We start from the raw sequence: 14,975 nt of genomic DNA, 5'->3' as shown, positions 1-14,975 counted from the left end.
CGGGATGAGCGACACGGGGGACGCCGCCACGATCGCCGCCCTGCGCCGCGCCGGCATCGCGCCGGCGGGGCGTGCGGTGTCGCTCGCCCCGCTGTCGGGCGGGGTGTCGTGCGACGTATGGCTGGCGCGGATCGAGGGCGAGGCGCCGGTCGTCGTCAAGCGCGCCTTGCCGCAATTGCGCGTCGCCGCCGAGTGGCTCGCGCCGGTCGAGCGCGCCGAGAATGAGGTGCGCTGGCTCCAGCGCGTCGCCGGGATCGATCCGCGGCTGGTGCCCGCGGTGGTGGCGAGCGTGCCCGAGGAGCATATGTTCGCGCTCGCCTATCTCGCGCCCGAGGCGCATCCGGTGTGGCGCGACGAGCTGATCGCCGGGCGCGTCGATCGCGATTTCGCCGCCGGGCTGGGGCGCGCTCTCGCGCGCATCCACGCTGCGACCGCCGACCGCGCCGCCGATGCCGCCGCGTTCGACAGCATGGACCTGTTCGACGCGCTGCGCATCTCGCCCTTCCTGCGTTATGTCGCGGCCAACCGGCCCGAACTGGCGCCGCGGCTCGACGCGATCGCCGATGATCTCCAACGGCGCCGCGTCGCGTTGGTCCACGGCGACGTCAGCCCGAAGAATATCCTCGCCGGGCCGGCGGGCGGGGTGATCCTCGACGCCGAATGCGCGGTTTACGGCGATCCGGCGTTCGATCTCGCCTTCTGCACCACGCATCTGCTGCTCAAGACGATCTGGCTCGCCGGTCACGCCGCGGCACTTAAGGATTCGGCGTCGGCCTTCGTCGCCGCCTATCTCGCCGGGGTGACCTGGGAACCGGTCGGCGATCTCGCTACGCGTGCCGGATCGCTTGTCGCGGCGCTGCTGCTCGCGCGCGTCGAAGGCAAATCCCCCGCCCCTTATCTCGACGGCAACGCCAAGGAGACGGTGCGCGCCAATGCGCTCGCGCTGCTCGCCGCCGTGCCGCTGCCGATCGACCAACTCATCGCCGCATGGCCAATGGAGCATCGATGACCAATTTCCGTATCGCCACCGTCCTCGCCCGCCAATTGTGGGATTCGCGCGGCCGCCCGACCGTCGAGGCCGAGGTGCGGCTGGAAGGCGGCGCGGTCGGCCGCGCGATCGCCCCGGCCGGCGCCTCGCGCGGCGCGCATGAGGCGGTCGACCTGCGTGACGGCGGCACCGCATTCGGCGGCATGGGGGTGGCCAAGGCGGTCGCCAATGTCGCCGCGGAAATCGCCCCCGCGCTCGCGGGGATGGACGCGCGCGACCAGGCGGCGATCGACCGCACGCTGACGCAATTGGACGGCACCGCCAACAAGGGCCGGCTCGGCGCCAATGCCTTGGTCGCGGTGTCGATGGCGGTGCTCCACGCCGCCGCCGCTGCTGAGCGCGCGCCGCTGTGGCGCTATCTCGCGGGCGGGCGCAAGGTGCGCGTGCCGCTCCCCGAAATCCAGATCTTCGGCGGCGGCGCACATGCCGGGCGCCGCACCGACATTCAGGACTTCATGGTGATGGCGCCGCGCGCGGAGAGCTTCCGTCGCGCGCTGGAAATCACCGACGACGTCTATCGCGCCGCCGGGCGGCTGATGGAGGCGCTGGGGCCGCTTTCCGGGGTCGCCGACGAGGGCGGCTGGTGGCCCAATTTCTCGTCCAACGAACAGGCGCTCGACACGCTGACCAAGGCGATCGAAGCCGCCGGGCATCGCCCCGGCGAGGATGTGTTCATCTCGCTCGATATCGCGGCGAACGAATTGAGCGATACGACGGGCTACCGTCTCGCGCTCGACGATCGCCGGATGGACGGCGCGGCGATGGCCGAGGAAGTGATCGGCTGGACGCGGCGCTATCCGATCCTGTCGATCGAGGACCCGGCCTCGCAGGACGATTTCGCGACGATGGCGACGGTGATGCGCGCGATCGGCGATACGGTGCAGGTAATCGGCGACGACGTGCTCGTCACCAATGCCGCGCGCGTCGCCAGTGCGGCGGAGGCCGGGGCGTGCAACGCCGCGCTGATCAAGGTCAATCAGGTCGGCACCGTCACCGAGGCGCATGAGGCGCTGGAGGCGGCGCGCGCGCACGGCTGGGGGATGATCGTTTCGGCACGCTCGGGCGAGACCGAGGATGTGACGATCGCACATCTCTCGACCGGCTGGGACGCCGGGCAGCTCAAGGTCGGTTCGTTCACCCGCTCCGAGCGGATGGCGAAGTGGAACGAAATGCTGCGGATCGAGGAGGAGATGGGCAATGACGCCGACTTCGCCGGCGCTTCGGCCTTCGCCGCCCCGGTCGCCGCGCGGCTCGGCTGATGAAGCTCGCGATCGACACGATCCCCAGCGCCGGCTTCCAGGCGCAGATCGACGCCGCGTTCGGTGCGGGCGCGGTGCAGGCGTTCGCGCCGGGCAATCCGCCGCCCGCCGATACCGAGGTGCTGCTCCACGTCCTTGCCCCCGTCAGCGCGGCGGCGATCGCCGGGGCGCCAGGGTTGCGGCTGATCCAGAAGCTTGGCGTCGGGGTGAATACGATCGCGCTCGATGCCGCCAGGGCGCAGGGGGTCGCGGTGTGCAACATGCCTGGGGTCAATGCGCAGGCGGTGGCCGAATGCGCGTTGACCCTGCTGCTCGCGGTGCTGCGCCATACCGTCGCGCTCGACGCCGCGACCCGTGCCGGGCAATGGGCGGTGCCGTCCGCGGTGCTCGACACGATGGGCGAGGTCGCGGGGCGGACGATCGGGCTGGTCGGGATGGGCAATAGCGCGGCGCGGCTGGCGCGCGCGCTGGAAGCGCTGGGCGCCGAGGTGGTGTTCACCGCGCGCACCCACCACGCCGACAAGCCGTGGCGGCAGCTCCCACTCGACCAATTGCTCGCAATATCGGATGTCGTGTCGCTGCATGTCCCACTGACCGACGAGACCGCCAATCTGGTCGACCCGCTGGCGATGAAGCGCGGCGCGGTGCTGATCAACGTCGCGCGCGGCGGGCTGGTCGACGAGGCGCGGCTCGCCGAAGCGCTGCGGAGCGGGCATCTGCGCGGCGCCGGGCTCGACGTCTTCGCGACCGAGCCGGTCGATCGCGCCGATCCGTTGCTCGCTTTGCCCAATGTCGTGGTCAGCCCGCATGTCGCGTGGCAGACCCCCGAGACGCTGGCGCGCAGCCTCGCTGCCGCCGCCGAGAATGTTCGCCGGCTCGCGGCGGGCGACCCCTTGCTCAATCAGGTGATTTGATGTCGCGTCTTCCCATCGTCCTCGCCTCCGGCCAGTTGCTGACCGAGGAGACCTGGACACCACAGCGCGCCGCCTGGGCCGATCGCGACGTACATCACGCCGATCACACTCGCGACGAAACGATCGCCGGGATGGCGACGCGGCTGCTCGCCGCCGCGCCCGAGCGCTTTGCGCTGGTCGCGCATGCGATGGGCGGGTTCGTCGCGTTCGAGGTGATGCGCCGCGCGCCCGAGCGGGTGGCGCGGCTCGCGCTGATCGCGACGCTCCCCGCCGCCGACGGCCCGGCGCAGACCGCGCGGCGGCAGGGCTATATCGACCTCGTCGACGCCGGGCGGTTCGATCAGGTGATCGAGGAGCGCATCCCGATGCTGTTCCCGCCCGCCAAGCGCGACGATGCGCCGTTGCTCGCACTCGCGCGGCGGATGGCGGCGCAGACCGGGGCGGAAACCTTCCTGCGCCAGCAGCGCGCGATCATGAGCCGAATCGACAGCCGCCCGACGCTCGGCGCGATCACCGCGCCGGTGCTGCTGATCCGCGGCGATGCCGACGGCATCACCACCGCCGAACAGCAGCAGGAGATGCTCGACGGCATCCCCGGCGCGCATCTCGAAATCCTGCCCGGCGTCGGTCATCTGCCGACGATCGAAGCCGCCGGGCAAACCACCGCGCTGCTCACCGACTGGCTGGACCGCGCCTGACGGACGAAGGAAAACCGATGAGCGGACTCGATACGCGCGTGATCCTCGTGACCGGTGGCGGCAACGGATTGGGACGCGCGCATAGCCGCCATCTCGCCTCGCTCGGCGCGCGGGTGATTGTCGCCGATCGCGACGTGCCGGCGGCCGAGGCGGTCGCCGATGAGATCAATGCCGCCGGGCATGTCGCACGCGCGGTGGCGCTCGACGTGGCGGACGAACGATCGGTGACCAGCGCCTTCGCCGAGGCGGTCGCGCATTTCGGCGAGATCGACGTGCTGGTGAACAATGCCGGCGGAGTCTTCGCGCCGCTCACCACCGCCGAGCATATCGCGCTCGACGACTGGAATCGCGTGATGGCGATCAACCTGACCGGCCCGTGGCTCTGCGCCCGCGCGGTGATCCCCGCGATGAAGCGACGCGGCGCGGGGCGGATCATCAACATCTCCTCGACCAGCTTTTCGCAGGGGCTGCCGGTCGAGCTGGTGCCTTATATCACCTCGAAGGGCGGGGTCGTCGGGCTGACGCGCGCGCTGGCGCGCGAACTCGGCCCGCACGGCATCACAGTCAATGCGGTCGCCCCCGGCTATGTCCCCAAGCGCGCCGAACAGGTCCACGCCGGATCGACGCTGGGCATGGATAAGCGCGAGGCGATCAAGCAGATGGTGCTCGGCCAGCAGACGATCCCGCGATCGGGCGAGCCCGAAGATATCGTCGGCGCGGTCGCCTTCCTCGCCTCGGACGCATCGGGGTTTATGACCGGACAGGTGATGAACGTCGACGGCGGCTGGGCGCTGGTGTGACCCTTCAGCGTCAGCGCACCGTATAGAGCCGGTGCCGCGCACCGAGATCGGTGCGCTCGCCGACCCCGATCGCCAGCACGCCGTTGAGCCACGCATAATCGGGGCTCGCCGTTTCGAAGACCGGCGCGATGCGCAGATAATAGCGCGCCGGATCGACCGCCGAGGCCAAAGCCGGATCGCCGAACTCCCGCCGCACGTCGTCCGGGATCACGCTGCGGCCGTGATAATGCGCGTAGATCAGCGCGCCGTCATGCGTCTTGAGGATCGCGCGCGCATCGAGCGTGCCGACCGAGGCATCGGCGCCGATCCGCCCGCCGACCGACCAATTCCCCCCGCCTGGCAGCACCTCGCCCGACAGCCGCGGGCCGTCGAACTTGCCGCCGGTGATATAGCCGATCCTGCGGTCCCCGAACGGCGAGGCGCCGATCGGAATGATCCCGCCGACGACGTGGAAATCGACCGTGCACAGATAATCGCCGAGCACCCGTTCCATCTCCGCCGTCATCGCGTCTATCTCCACTGGACTAATCGATAGTTAGTAGTCTAAGTGAATACACAGAACATAACAATAAGGCGCAGCGGCGCCCGACGCACTGAAGGGAGGATGGAGATGATGCGCAAATTCCACTTGTTGCTCAACGGGATCGCTGCGGGAACGATCGCCGCGGCGATCGGCGCGACGCCGGCCGCGGCGCAAACCGCGCCGGACGCGACCGCGCAGACCCCGCCGGCCGATCGCACCGACGGCGATATCGTCGTCACCGCGCAGAAGCGCGAGCAGCGGCTGCAGGACGTGCCGATCTCGATGGAGGTCGTGTCCGGGCAGAAGGTCGCCGATTTCGCCGCCGCCGATTTCAAGGCGGTGCAGAATTTCGTGCCCAACATGTTCGTCCAGCAGACCAACGGCAACGACACGATCTATATCCGCGGCTTCGGCTCGCCGCCCCAGAATTTCTCGTTCGACCAGGCGGTCAGCGTCTATATGGACGGGGTCTATGCGGGGAAGATGCGCCAGGCGCTCAACCCGTTCTTCGACGTCGCACGCGTCGAGGTGATGCGCGGTCCGCAGGGCGCGCTTTACGGCAAGAACACGCCCGCCGGCGCGATCAGCGTGGTCAGCGCGGGGCCGACCAAGACTTTCGAGGGCGGGATCACCGGGTCGTACAATTTCGATCTCGAGGGCTATGACCTGACCGGCTATGTCTCCGGCCCGGTCTCCGACACGCTGTCGCTGCGCGTCGCGACGCGGCTGCAGAACCAGGACGGCTATATCCACAACCTCGGCACCGGGAAGGACGACCCGCGCAACAAGCTGCAATTGTTCCGCGTCAGCGCCTTGTGGGAGCCGACCGACAATTTCAGCCTGTCGGGCAAGGTCGAAATGTCGAATTACGAGCGCGAGGGCGGGCTCGGGGTATCCAGCCCGACCACCACCGCGCAGCAGCCCAAGCTGGTCCGGTACACGGTCAACAGCCCGCTCGGGCAGGAAGGCTATACCAACCGCTCGGTGCTCGGCTCGGTGACCGCCAACCTCAAGGTCGGCACGCACACGCTGACCTCGATCACCGGCTATTCGTGGTTCAACGGCTCGGTGACCAATTATTTCGATCAGCAGGTGCCGGGCACCGGGCAGATCGTCGAAAATTCGGTCGCCAACAAATATCCCGAGAACTTCCACCAATTCTCGGAGGAATTGCGCCTGCTCTCGCCGACCGGCGGCACGCTCGAATATGTCGTCGGCGCTTATTACGACCGGTCGACCTATAACGTCGATCCGTATCTCTATTACAACCTGCAGGCGCTCAATCTCGTCTCGCTCAACCAGACCTATTTCCACCAGCAAGCGCGCACGGTCTCGGTCTTCGGCCAGGCGACCTTGCGCCCGGCAGCGGGGCTCCGGATCATCGGCAGCCTGCGCTACACCAATACCCATAAGGACGGGCGGTTCAGCGGCGCATTGCTCGGCGGAAAGATCTTCCGGCCGCTCACCTCGGCAACCGGCTCGATCAGCGAGGGCCTCGCCGATCCGTCAGTGACCGTGCAATATGACGTGTCGCGCAACCTGATGGTCTATGCGGTCTATGGCCGCGGCTCGAAATCGGGCGGCTTCGTGTCGAACACGTTGGGCACGACCAACGCCACCTTCACCTATCGCCCCGAACGCTCGCGCAACTGGGAAGCGGGCATCAAATCGACCCTGCTCGACGGCAAGGCGACGCTCAACGTCTCGGTCTACGATACCAAGTTCACCGACCTGCAGACCTCGGGCTACGATCCCGACAGTTCGACCTATATCACCAAGAATGCGGCGGCCGCGTCGTCCAAGGGTGTCGAAGGGTCGCTCCGCATCGCGCCGAGCCGCTATTTCGACATCACCGCCTCCGCCGCCTATCAGGATATCAAATACGACAGCTATCCGGGGGCGCCGTGCCTCGCCGGGATGACCGGGCCGATCTGCGACCTGAGCGGGCACCGCCTGCCCTATACGTCGAAGTTCACCGGCAACGTCTCCGTCCACGGCCGCGCCGATATCGGCGACTACAAGCTCGACGGCACCGCGATCGTCGGCGGGCGCTCGGGTTATTTCGACTCCGACGATCAGAGCCCGCTCTACGGCTATCAAAAGGGCTATGCGAAGCTCGACCTGCGCATCCAGTTCGCGCCGCAGGACGAGCGGTGGCATATCGCGTTCGTCGGCAAGAACCTGACCAACAATCTGACCACCGGCAGCGCGTTCCGCCTGCCCTTCCCGATCACCACCGTGACGCGGTCGATCATCTTCGTCGAGCCGCCGCGCAACCTAGCGATCGAGGCGGGGGTGAAGTTCTGATCCGCTTTCCCCTCCCCGGCATTGCCGGGGAGGGCGTCGCCGCGCTGAGCGAACCAGGTTAAACGTAACTACCTCTCCCCGTTCGGGCTGAGCTTGTCGAAGCCCTGCACTTTCTTTCCGAGGAAGAAGGGCAGCCCTTTGACACGCTCAGGGCGAACGGGGACGATGTTGCTCCGTGATCCGCTACACCGGCGTGTCGTGCCCCCATTGACGGGTCACCGCGCCGTTTTCGCGTCTCACCGCCACCCAATCTCCGCCGGCGAGACCGTCGTCCGCGATCAGGTCGATCACCGCCGCGGCGATATCGTCGGGGGTGCAACGTTCGTTGTTCGCCAGCACCGGCGCCATCCAGTCCGCCGCGCGATCGCCGCCGGTGGTGTGGAGGATCGGCGTATCGGTCAGCCCCGGCAACACCCCCGCGACCCGCACCCCCCATTCCTCCTTGAGCGAGGCGCAGCAACGGGTGAGCATCATCACCCCCGCTTTGGTCACGGCATACATCGCATCGCGGAACCCCGGGCCGAGCGCGACGGTCGAGACGGTGTTGACGATCACGCCCCCGCCGCGCGGGTGCATCGCCCGCGCGACGCGCTCGGTCATCAGCACCAGAGAGGTGAGGTTGACGTCGACGATCCAGCGCAGCCGATCGAGCGGCATTTCCGGAAACGCCGCCGGGCCGGACACGACCCCGGCGTTGTTGTGGAGGATATCGGGCGCCCCGTCCGCCAAGGTGCGATCGAGCCACGCCGCGACCGCCGGCAGATCGCCGAGGTCGAGTCGCTCGGTCTCCGCTTCGGCGCCCGCCGCCGCGACCAACGCCGCGCTTTCCGCGAGCCCCGCCGCATTGACATCGAGCAACGTCACCCGCGCCGCGCCGGCTTGCGCCAGCCGCACCGCGGTGGCGCGGCCGATCCCCGACGCGGCCCCCGTCACGACCGCCCAGCGTCCCCGAATATCCATATGCCTCTCCTGTGGTTGACTCACATCCTTATGTATCTAAGCATCAAGCGCAAGCGAGTGACTGGAGAGAGAGCGGCGATGAACGAGACCGAGATGCGCGCCTTTGCGAAGCGCTTCTTCGATGCGATCGAGGAAGGCGATATCGCGACGATGCAGGGCAGCTTCACCCCCGATGCCGAAATCTGGCACAATACCGACGAATTGATCGTCACCCCCGCCGATACCGCCAGGACGCTGACCGGGATGGTCGCGCGGATCGCCAACCGCCAATATGCCGAGCGCCGGCTCGATATCTTCCCCGGCGGGTTCGTCCAGCAGCATGTGCTGCAGGGCAATCGCGTGCATGACGGCGGCGCGGTGCGCCTGCCCTGCGCGATCGTCTGCCGGGTGGAGAACGGCAAGATCACCCGGCTCGACGAATATTTCGATTCGGCGCACGTCGCCGAATTCCGCAAATTCGCGGCGGCCTGAGCGAGGAGAACGATCATGCCCGTATTGCGCCAGGTGCCGCGCGGCGAGGTGACCGACCAGATCGTGCTCAATTATTACGACCGCCTGTTCGGCGATCGCGATCCCGTCGCCGAGCCCGGTACCGCGACCGGCACGCCGGGTGATTGGTGGACGGTATTCGCGCTCTCTCCCGACATCTTCAAGCACGCGGTCGACGGCTTCGCGGTCTATCGCAACCCGGCGCGGACGATCGATCCGGTGCTGCGCGAACTCGGCCAGACCCGCGCGGGCTGGGTCAAGGGCAGCCAGTTCGTCTTTTCGCAGCATTGCAAGTCGCTGCGCGGGCTGGGGGTAAGCGACGAGAAGATCGCCGCGGTACCGCATTGGACGGTCGCCGATTGCTTCGACGATCAGGAGCGCGCGGTGCTCGCTTATGCCGATTGCCTGTCGCAGGCCGGCGGGCGCGTGCCGACCGCGGTGTTCGACAAGCTCAGGACGTTCTGGAACGACGAGCAAATCTTCGAATTCACCTACATCACCTGTCTTTACGACATGCATGCGGTGATCACCCGCGCGCTTAGGATGGAATATGACAATCGCGACGAGCCGATCGTCGAGATCGCTGCGCCCGAAGGCTTCAACGCCGCCGACTTCCTCAGCGCGGCGCGGCCGGCGGCAAAACCGTCAACTTGATTGACGATTGGCACGATTCGCGCTATAACCGGATATAAGAGACACGAAATTTGTCTGGCGCGGCCGCGGCGCGAAAAACCGCCTCTTTTCCGCCGCGTCCCACAAGAGGAGAAGGACGATGCCGGCCACCAACACCCAGTTCGAGTTCAAGGGCGTCAATCATCTGGCTTTGGTCTGCAAGGATATGGCGCGAACGGTGGAATTCTATCGCGACGTGCTGGGAATGCCCTTGGTCAAGACGATCGACCTGCCGGGCGGGCGCGGGCAGCATTTCTTCTTCGATATGGGCAATGGCGACAGCCTCGCCTTCTTCTGGTTCGACGGCGCGCCCGAAGCGCATCCGGGGATCGCCGCCCCGTCGGCGCTGCCGACGCAGGGCGATTTCCGCTCGGCGCACGGATCGATGAACCATATCGCGTTCAACGTGCCGGCCGAGAAATTCGACGAATATTATGAGCGGCTGCAGGCCAAGGGGATCGCGGTCACCAAGATTCTCAACCACGACAATTCGGACACGCAGACCAGCGATCACATGCATGACGACGTATTCGTCCGCTCGGTCTATTTCTTCGATCCCGATGGCGTGTGCCTCGAATTCGCCGCCTGGACCAAGGAGTTCACCGACGCCGACGTGGCGCACGATCCGGTGACCGCCGATGGCACCAAGAAGGAAGGGCTGATCGTCCAGAAGGCGCTCGCCCAGAATGACGTTACCGAACTCGCCACCGCGAAGTGACGCGCGGGACAACGGGCGCATCGCGCTGACCAGATCCTCTCCCCTCCCTTGAACAGGGAGGGGGCGGGGGTGGGTTGGCCTGCGAGGAAGCAGATCGGCAACCCCCATACCCCCCTAGCCCCTCCGTTCACGAGGGAGGGGAGCTTACAGCCACAACGCTTGATATTATTTAGCTCACTAAGTACCCTGAGGCATCTTTGCTGAAAGGGCGATATGGCCAACGACATTCTCCTGCCGACGACGATCGTCGGCAGCTATCCGCAACCCGACTGGCTGATCGATCGCGAGCGGCTCAAGGCGAGCCTGCCGCCGCGCGTCCGCGCGCAGCAATTGTGGCGCATCCCCGAGCCGTGGCTGGGCGACGCGCAGGAGGCCGCGACCCTGGTGGCGATCCGCGATCAGGAGCTCGCCGGGATCGATATCGTCGGCGACGGCGAGATGCGACGCGAAAGCTATTCCAATCGGCTCGCCAATGCGCTGAGCGGGATCGACATCGACAATCCGGGCGTCGCGATGGACCGCACCGGCAAGCCCAATCCCGCACCCCGCGTCGCCGGCCCGATCCGCCGCATCGGCGGGATCGAGGTGCAGGACGCCGAATTCCTCAAGCGCCATTCGTCGCGCCCGGTGAAGCTCACCCTCCCCGGCCCGTTCACGATGACCAAACAGGCGCAGAACGACCATTATGCCACCGACGCCGATCTGGCGATGGACTATGCCGATGCGGTCAATGCCGAGATCAAGGATCTGTTCGCCGCCGGGGTCGATGTCGTCCAGCTCGACGAGCCGTACATGCAGGCGCGCGCTGACGATGCGCGCGATTATGCGCTCGCCGCGCTCGACCGCGCGCTGGACGGGGTGACCGGCACCACCGCGCTCCACATCTGCTTCGGCTATGCTCTGGTCCACGGCAATTCGGTGACCAAGCCCAAGGCCTATGACTTCCTGACCGAGCTCAACCGCTCGCGGATCGACGTCATCTCGGTCGAGGCGGCGCAGCCGGGGCTCGATCCGTCGATCCTCGCCGAGTTGCCCGACAAGATCATCATGTATGGCGTGCTCGACCTGTCGCACAATGAGATCGAGCCCGCCGAGCTGATCGCCGCGCGAATCCGCGAGGCGCTGCGCCACGTCTCGGCCGACCGGCTGTGGATCGCACCCGATTGCGGGATGAAATACCATTCGCGCGACGTGGCGTTCGGCAAATTGGCGGCGATGGTCGAGGGCACGCGGATCGTGCGCAAGGAATTGGGGGCGGGTTAGAGCATCCCGCACGAATGTGATCCACCCCGGCCTATGCCGGAGCGGTAGCCCTCTTTGTGTCCCCGCGAAGGCGGGGACCCAGTCTGGGCTCCCGCCTTCGCGGGAGCACAACGGCGGCGGCGGCGATCCGGATATCGGGTGAACGGTTCGAACACAAAGCCAGCCCGCCGCGGCAAAGCCGCGTCGTCGGACGCCGCTTGAGGCGCCGCCGGTCGATCTGACCGCGGCGAGGCCGCGCCGCAGCTTTCGCTGCGGCTTGGCGCGGTCAGATGTGAATCGGTTTCCCCGTCACTGCCATCGCAGCTTCCTTGATCGCCTCGCTGTGCGTCGGGTGCGCGTGGCAGGTGTAGGCGATATCCTCGCTGGTCGCGCCGAATTCCATCGCCTGCGCCGCCTGCGCGATCATCGTCCCCGCGACCGAGGCGATGCACCACACGCCGAGCACGCGGTCGGTTTTGGCATCGGCGATCACCTTCACGAAGCCGTCGGGCTCGTGGTTGGTCTTCGCGCGGCTGTTGGCGAGCATCGGGAATTTGCCGACCTTGACCTCGCCGCGCTCCCTGGCGGCTTCCTCGGTCAGTCCGACCCCGGCGATCTCCGGCCAGGTATAGACGACGCTGGGGATCACATCATGGTTCACGATGCCGTGCTGGCCGGCGATATTCTCCGCGACCGCAATCCCTTCGTCCTCGGCCTTGTGCGCGAGCATAGGGCCGGGGATGACGTCGCCGATCGCCCACACGCCCGAAACCGCGGTGCGGAAATCGTGATCGGTTTCGATCTGGCCGCGCTGGTTGGGAGTGAGACCGATCTTTTCGAGGCCGAGCCCGTCGGTGTTGGGCTTGCGGCCGATCGAGACGAGCACGCTATCCGCCTCGATCGTCGTCGCCTCGCCGCCGGCGGCGGGCTCCAACGTCAGCGTCGCAGTGTCGCCGTTGACCGCGACATTGGTCACCTTGGTGCCGAGCTTGAACTCGATCCCCTGCTTCTTGAAGATCTTATTGGCTTCCTTGCGGACCTCGCCGTCGAAGCCGGGGAGGATCTGGTCGAGGAATTCGACGCAGGTGACCTTGGCGCCGAGCCGGCGCCACACGCTGCCGAGCTCGAGCCCGATCACCCCGCCGCCGATCACCACCATATGCTGGGGCACCTTGGGCAGTTCGAGCGCGCCGGTCGAATCGACCACCACCTTCTGATCGATCGTCACGCCGGGCAGCGGGGTGACCGACGAACCGGTGGCGATGACGACATTCTTCGCGGTGACTGTCTGGTCGCCGACCCTCACCTTATGCGCGTCTTCGAAGCTGGCCTTGCCCTTGAGCCAGGTCACCTTGTTCTTCTTGAACAGGAATTCGATCCCGCCGGTGAGCTGCTTGACCGCATCGCGGCGCTGGCCGTGCATCGTGTCGAGATCGAGCTCCGGGGTCACCTTGATCCCGAGCTTGGCGAAGGCGCCGTTGGCCGCGGCGTCATAATATTCCGACGCGTGGAGCATCGCCTTCGACGGGATGCAGCCGACGTTGAGGCAGGTGCCGCCCAAGGTCTCGCGGCTCTCGGCGCAGGCGGTCTTGAGCCCAAGCTGCGCCGCGCGGATCGCCGCGACATAGCCGCCGGGGCCGGCACCGATCACCAGCACGTCAAAGTCGAATTCGTCAGCCATGGTCGCTCGCTTCATGTTTCCAGCGGGAATTGGGTTGGGACATAGCCCTTGCGGGCGGGGAGGCAACCCCCGCTATCCTTCATGCGCACACTGATCGATATTCACCCCCGCCACCCCGCCCTCAAGCCGGGGTCCATCGGGAGGCACGCGCGAGACATGAGGTTCTTGCCGCGAAGCCTGAGGCACGATGGACTCCGGCTCGAGGCCGGGGGGACGGAGTGAGTGTGTAGACGGACTGCCTTATTTCAGCAGCACCAGCTCCTCGGCCATCGTCGGGTGGAGCGCGACGGTGGCGTCGAATTGCGCCTTGGTCAGCCCGGCCTTCACCGCGACCGCGGCGGACTGGATGATCTCCGCCACCTCTGGCCCGATCATATGGATGCCGACGACGCGATCGGTCTCGCCGTCGCACACCATCTTGTATAGCGCCCGCTCGTCGCGCCCGGCGAGGACGTTCTTCATCGGGCGGAAATCGGACGAATAGACCTTCACCGACCCGAGCTTCTGCCGCGCCTCCGACTCGGTCATCCCGACCCCCGCGATCGGCGGGTGGCTGAAACAGGCGTTGGGGACATTGTCGTAATCGACCGTCACATTGCCGCCGCCGAACATATTCTCGGCGAACGCCTGCCCTTCGCGGATCGCGACCGGGGTGAGCTGGATGCGGTTGGTGACGTCGCCCACCGCATAGATCGACGGACAGGTGGTGCGATTGTGCGCGTCGACCTTCACCGCGCCCTTCTCGTCGAGCTCGACCCCGGCATTCTCCAGCCCCAGCCCCTTGGTATTGGGCAGGCGGCCGGTGGCGTACATCACGCAATCGACCGTCGCGGGCTCGTGCCCCGACATATGGACGGTGAGCGAGCCGTCGTCGTTCCTGTCGATCTTCTCGAAAGTCGCGTCGAAGCGGAATTCGAGCCCCTTCATCATGCTGATCTGGAGCAGCCGGTCGCGGATCTGCAGATCGTAGCCGCGCAGGATTTCCTTGGTGCGGTTCATCACGATGACGTGCGCGCCGAGCTGGTGGAAGATGCCGGCGAATTCGTTGGCGATATAGCCCGCGCCGGCGATCAGCACGCGCTTCGGGATCGCCTCGAGATGGAACGCCTCGTTGGAGGTGATGCCATGTTCGTGCCCAGGGAATTGCGGGATGTGCGGATGCGCGCCGGTCGCGACAAGGATCGTCTTGGCGGTCTTCTTGGTCCCGTCGGCGAGCGTCAGCTCGTTGGGGCCGGTGACCGTGACGCGCTGGTGGATGATCTCCGCGCCGTTGGTTTCGAGCGTATGCGTATAAGCGAGGTTGATCCGGTCGACCTCGGCCAGCACATTGGCCTGGAGCGTCTTCCAGTCGAACGCGCATTCGTCGGGCACCTGCCAGCCGAAGCGCTTGGCGTCTTTCAGATCCTCGGCGAAATGCGCGCCATAGACGAGCAGTTTCTTGGGCACGCAGCCGCGGATGACGCAGGTGCCGCCGACGCGATATTCCTCCGCGACCGCCACCCGCGCGCCATGCGCCGCCGCCACCCGGCTCGCACGCGTCCCGCCCGAGCCGGCGCCGATGGTGAACAGGTCATAATCGTATTCGGCCATTCAACTGTCTCCGCGAGCGCTGTCGAGCGCAGATATGAGCCCGAGGTGCTCGACGAAAGGATCAAAATCCCGAT

14 protein-coding genes are annotated in these 14,975 nt (G+C 66.7%); 10 read left to right on the top strand and 4 right to left on the bottom strand.

Annotation, left to right across the window (positions count from 1 at the left end; all coding sequences use genetic code 11):
* The first annotated feature begins 4 nt into the window (after positions 1-4).
* The 5 genes from NED98_RS20550 to NED98_RS20530 are packed head-to-tail and all read left to right on the top strand — an operon-like array spanning position 5 to position 4,719.
* Positions 5-1,009 (top strand): phosphotransferase family protein, encoded by a 1,005-nt coding sequence (locus NED98_RS20550; RefSeq protein WP_265314276.1) that lies wholly within the window; start codon positions 5-7, stop codon positions 1,007-1,009.
* Positions 1,006-2,307: a phosphopyruvate hydratase gene (gene eno / locus NED98_RS20545; protein ID WP_265314275.1), complete on the top strand. Its 1,302-nt coding sequence runs from the start codon at positions 1,006-1,008 to the stop codon at positions 2,305-2,307. Before NED98_RS20550 ends, eno begins: the two co-directional genes overlap by 4 nt.
* Complete coding sequence (locus NED98_RS20540; protein WP_265314274.1) at positions 2,307-3,221, top strand: NAD(P)-dependent oxidoreductase; 915 nt, start codon at positions 2,307-2,309, stop codon at positions 3,219-3,221. Before eno ends, NED98_RS20540 begins: the two co-directional genes overlap by 1 nt.
* Positions 3,221-3,919 carry an alpha/beta fold hydrolase gene (locus NED98_RS20535; protein WP_179512621.1) on the top strand — a complete coding sequence of 233 codons (699 nt, stop codon included), beginning with the start codon at positions 3,221-3,223 and terminating at the stop codon, positions 3,917-3,919. The genes NED98_RS20540 and NED98_RS20535 overlap by 1 nt, the downstream gene beginning before the upstream one ends.
* A 17-nt stretch (positions 3,920-3,936) precedes the next feature.
* Positions 3,937-4,719, top strand: coding sequence for an SDR family NAD(P)-dependent oxidoreductase (locus NED98_RS20530; RefSeq protein WP_265314272.1), 783 nt, complete (start codon positions 3,937-3,939; stop codon positions 4,717-4,719).
* 10 nt (positions 4,720-4,729) lie between these two features.
* On the opposite strand, the gene NED98_RS20525 is transcribed toward NED98_RS20530, so the two are convergent.
* A complete protein-coding gene (locus tag NED98_RS20525; protein WP_265314271.1) occupies positions 4,730-5,224 on the bottom strand; it encodes a DUF3237 domain-containing protein in 495 nt (164 codons plus the stop codon).
* A 108-nt stretch (positions 5,225-5,332) separates the two neighbouring features.
* Here NED98_RS20525 and NED98_RS20520 point away from each other — a divergent pair, with 108 nt between their 5' ends.
* Positions 5,333-7,549 carry a TonB-dependent receptor gene (locus tag NED98_RS20520; RefSeq protein ID WP_184316942.1) on the top strand — a complete coding sequence of 739 codons (2,217 nt, stop codon included), beginning with the start codon at positions 5,333-5,335 and terminating at the stop codon, positions 7,547-7,549.
* Between the two features lie 183 nt (positions 7,550-7,732).
* Here NED98_RS20520 and NED98_RS20515 read toward each other — a convergent pair whose 3' ends face one another.
* The gene (locus NED98_RS20515) at positions 7,733-8,509 is read right to left on the bottom strand and encodes an SDR family NAD(P)-dependent oxidoreductase (RefSeq protein WP_265314269.1); all 777 of its coding nucleotides are present in this window, start codon (positions 8,507-8,509) and stop codon (positions 7,733-7,735) included.
* 78 nt (positions 8,510-8,587) lie between these two features.
* Between NED98_RS20515 and NED98_RS20510 the strand changes: the two genes are divergently transcribed.
* From NED98_RS20510 to NED98_RS20495, 4 genes are all read left to right on the top strand, one after another.
* The gene (locus tag NED98_RS20510) at positions 8,588-8,980 is read left to right on the top strand and encodes a nuclear transport factor 2 family protein (protein ID WP_179512626.1); all 393 of its coding nucleotides are present in this window, start codon (positions 8,588-8,590) and stop codon (positions 8,978-8,980) included.
* A 15-nt stretch (positions 8,981-8,995) separates the two neighbouring features.
* A complete protein-coding gene (locus NED98_RS20505) occupies positions 8,996-9,652 on the top strand; it encodes a carboxymuconolactone decarboxylase family protein (protein WP_265271336.1) in 657 nt (218 codons plus the stop codon).
* Positions 9,653-9,770: 118 nt separating this feature from the next.
* Complete coding sequence (locus NED98_RS20500) at positions 9,771-10,388, top strand: VOC family protein (RefSeq protein ID WP_179512628.1); 618 nt, start codon at positions 9,771-9,773, stop codon at positions 10,386-10,388.
* A gap of 213 nt (positions 10,389-10,601) precedes the next feature.
* Entirely contained in the window at positions 10,602-11,651 is a 1,050-nt protein-coding gene (locus NED98_RS20495; RefSeq protein WP_265314268.1) for a 5-methyltetrahydropteroyltriglutamate--homocysteine methyltransferase, read from the top strand.
* Positions 11,652-11,916: 265 nt separating this feature from the next.
* On the opposite strand, the gene lpdA is transcribed toward NED98_RS20495, so the two are convergent.
* Together lpdA and gorA are read right to left on the bottom strand one after the other, a co-directional pair.
* On the bottom strand, positions 11,917-13,311 hold the full coding sequence (gene lpdA, locus NED98_RS20490; protein ID WP_265314267.1) for a dihydrolipoyl dehydrogenase: 1,395 nt from the start codon (positions 13,309-13,311) through the stop codon (positions 11,917-11,919).
* Between the two features lie 240 nt (positions 13,312-13,551).
* A complete protein-coding gene (gorA, locus tag NED98_RS20485; protein ID WP_179512631.1) occupies positions 13,552-14,901 on the bottom strand; it encodes a glutathione-disulfide reductase in 1,350 nt (449 codons plus the stop codon).
* Between the last annotated feature and the right edge of the window lie 74 nt (positions 14,902-14,975).

It is taken from the genome of Sphingomonas lycopersici (assembly GCF_026130605.1).
GTDB classification, from domain to species: domain Bacteria; phylum Pseudomonadota; class Alphaproteobacteria; order Sphingomonadales; family Sphingomonadaceae; genus Sphingomonas; species Sphingomonas lycopersici.
This window is presented reverse-complemented; position numbering and strand designations above follow the sequence as displayed.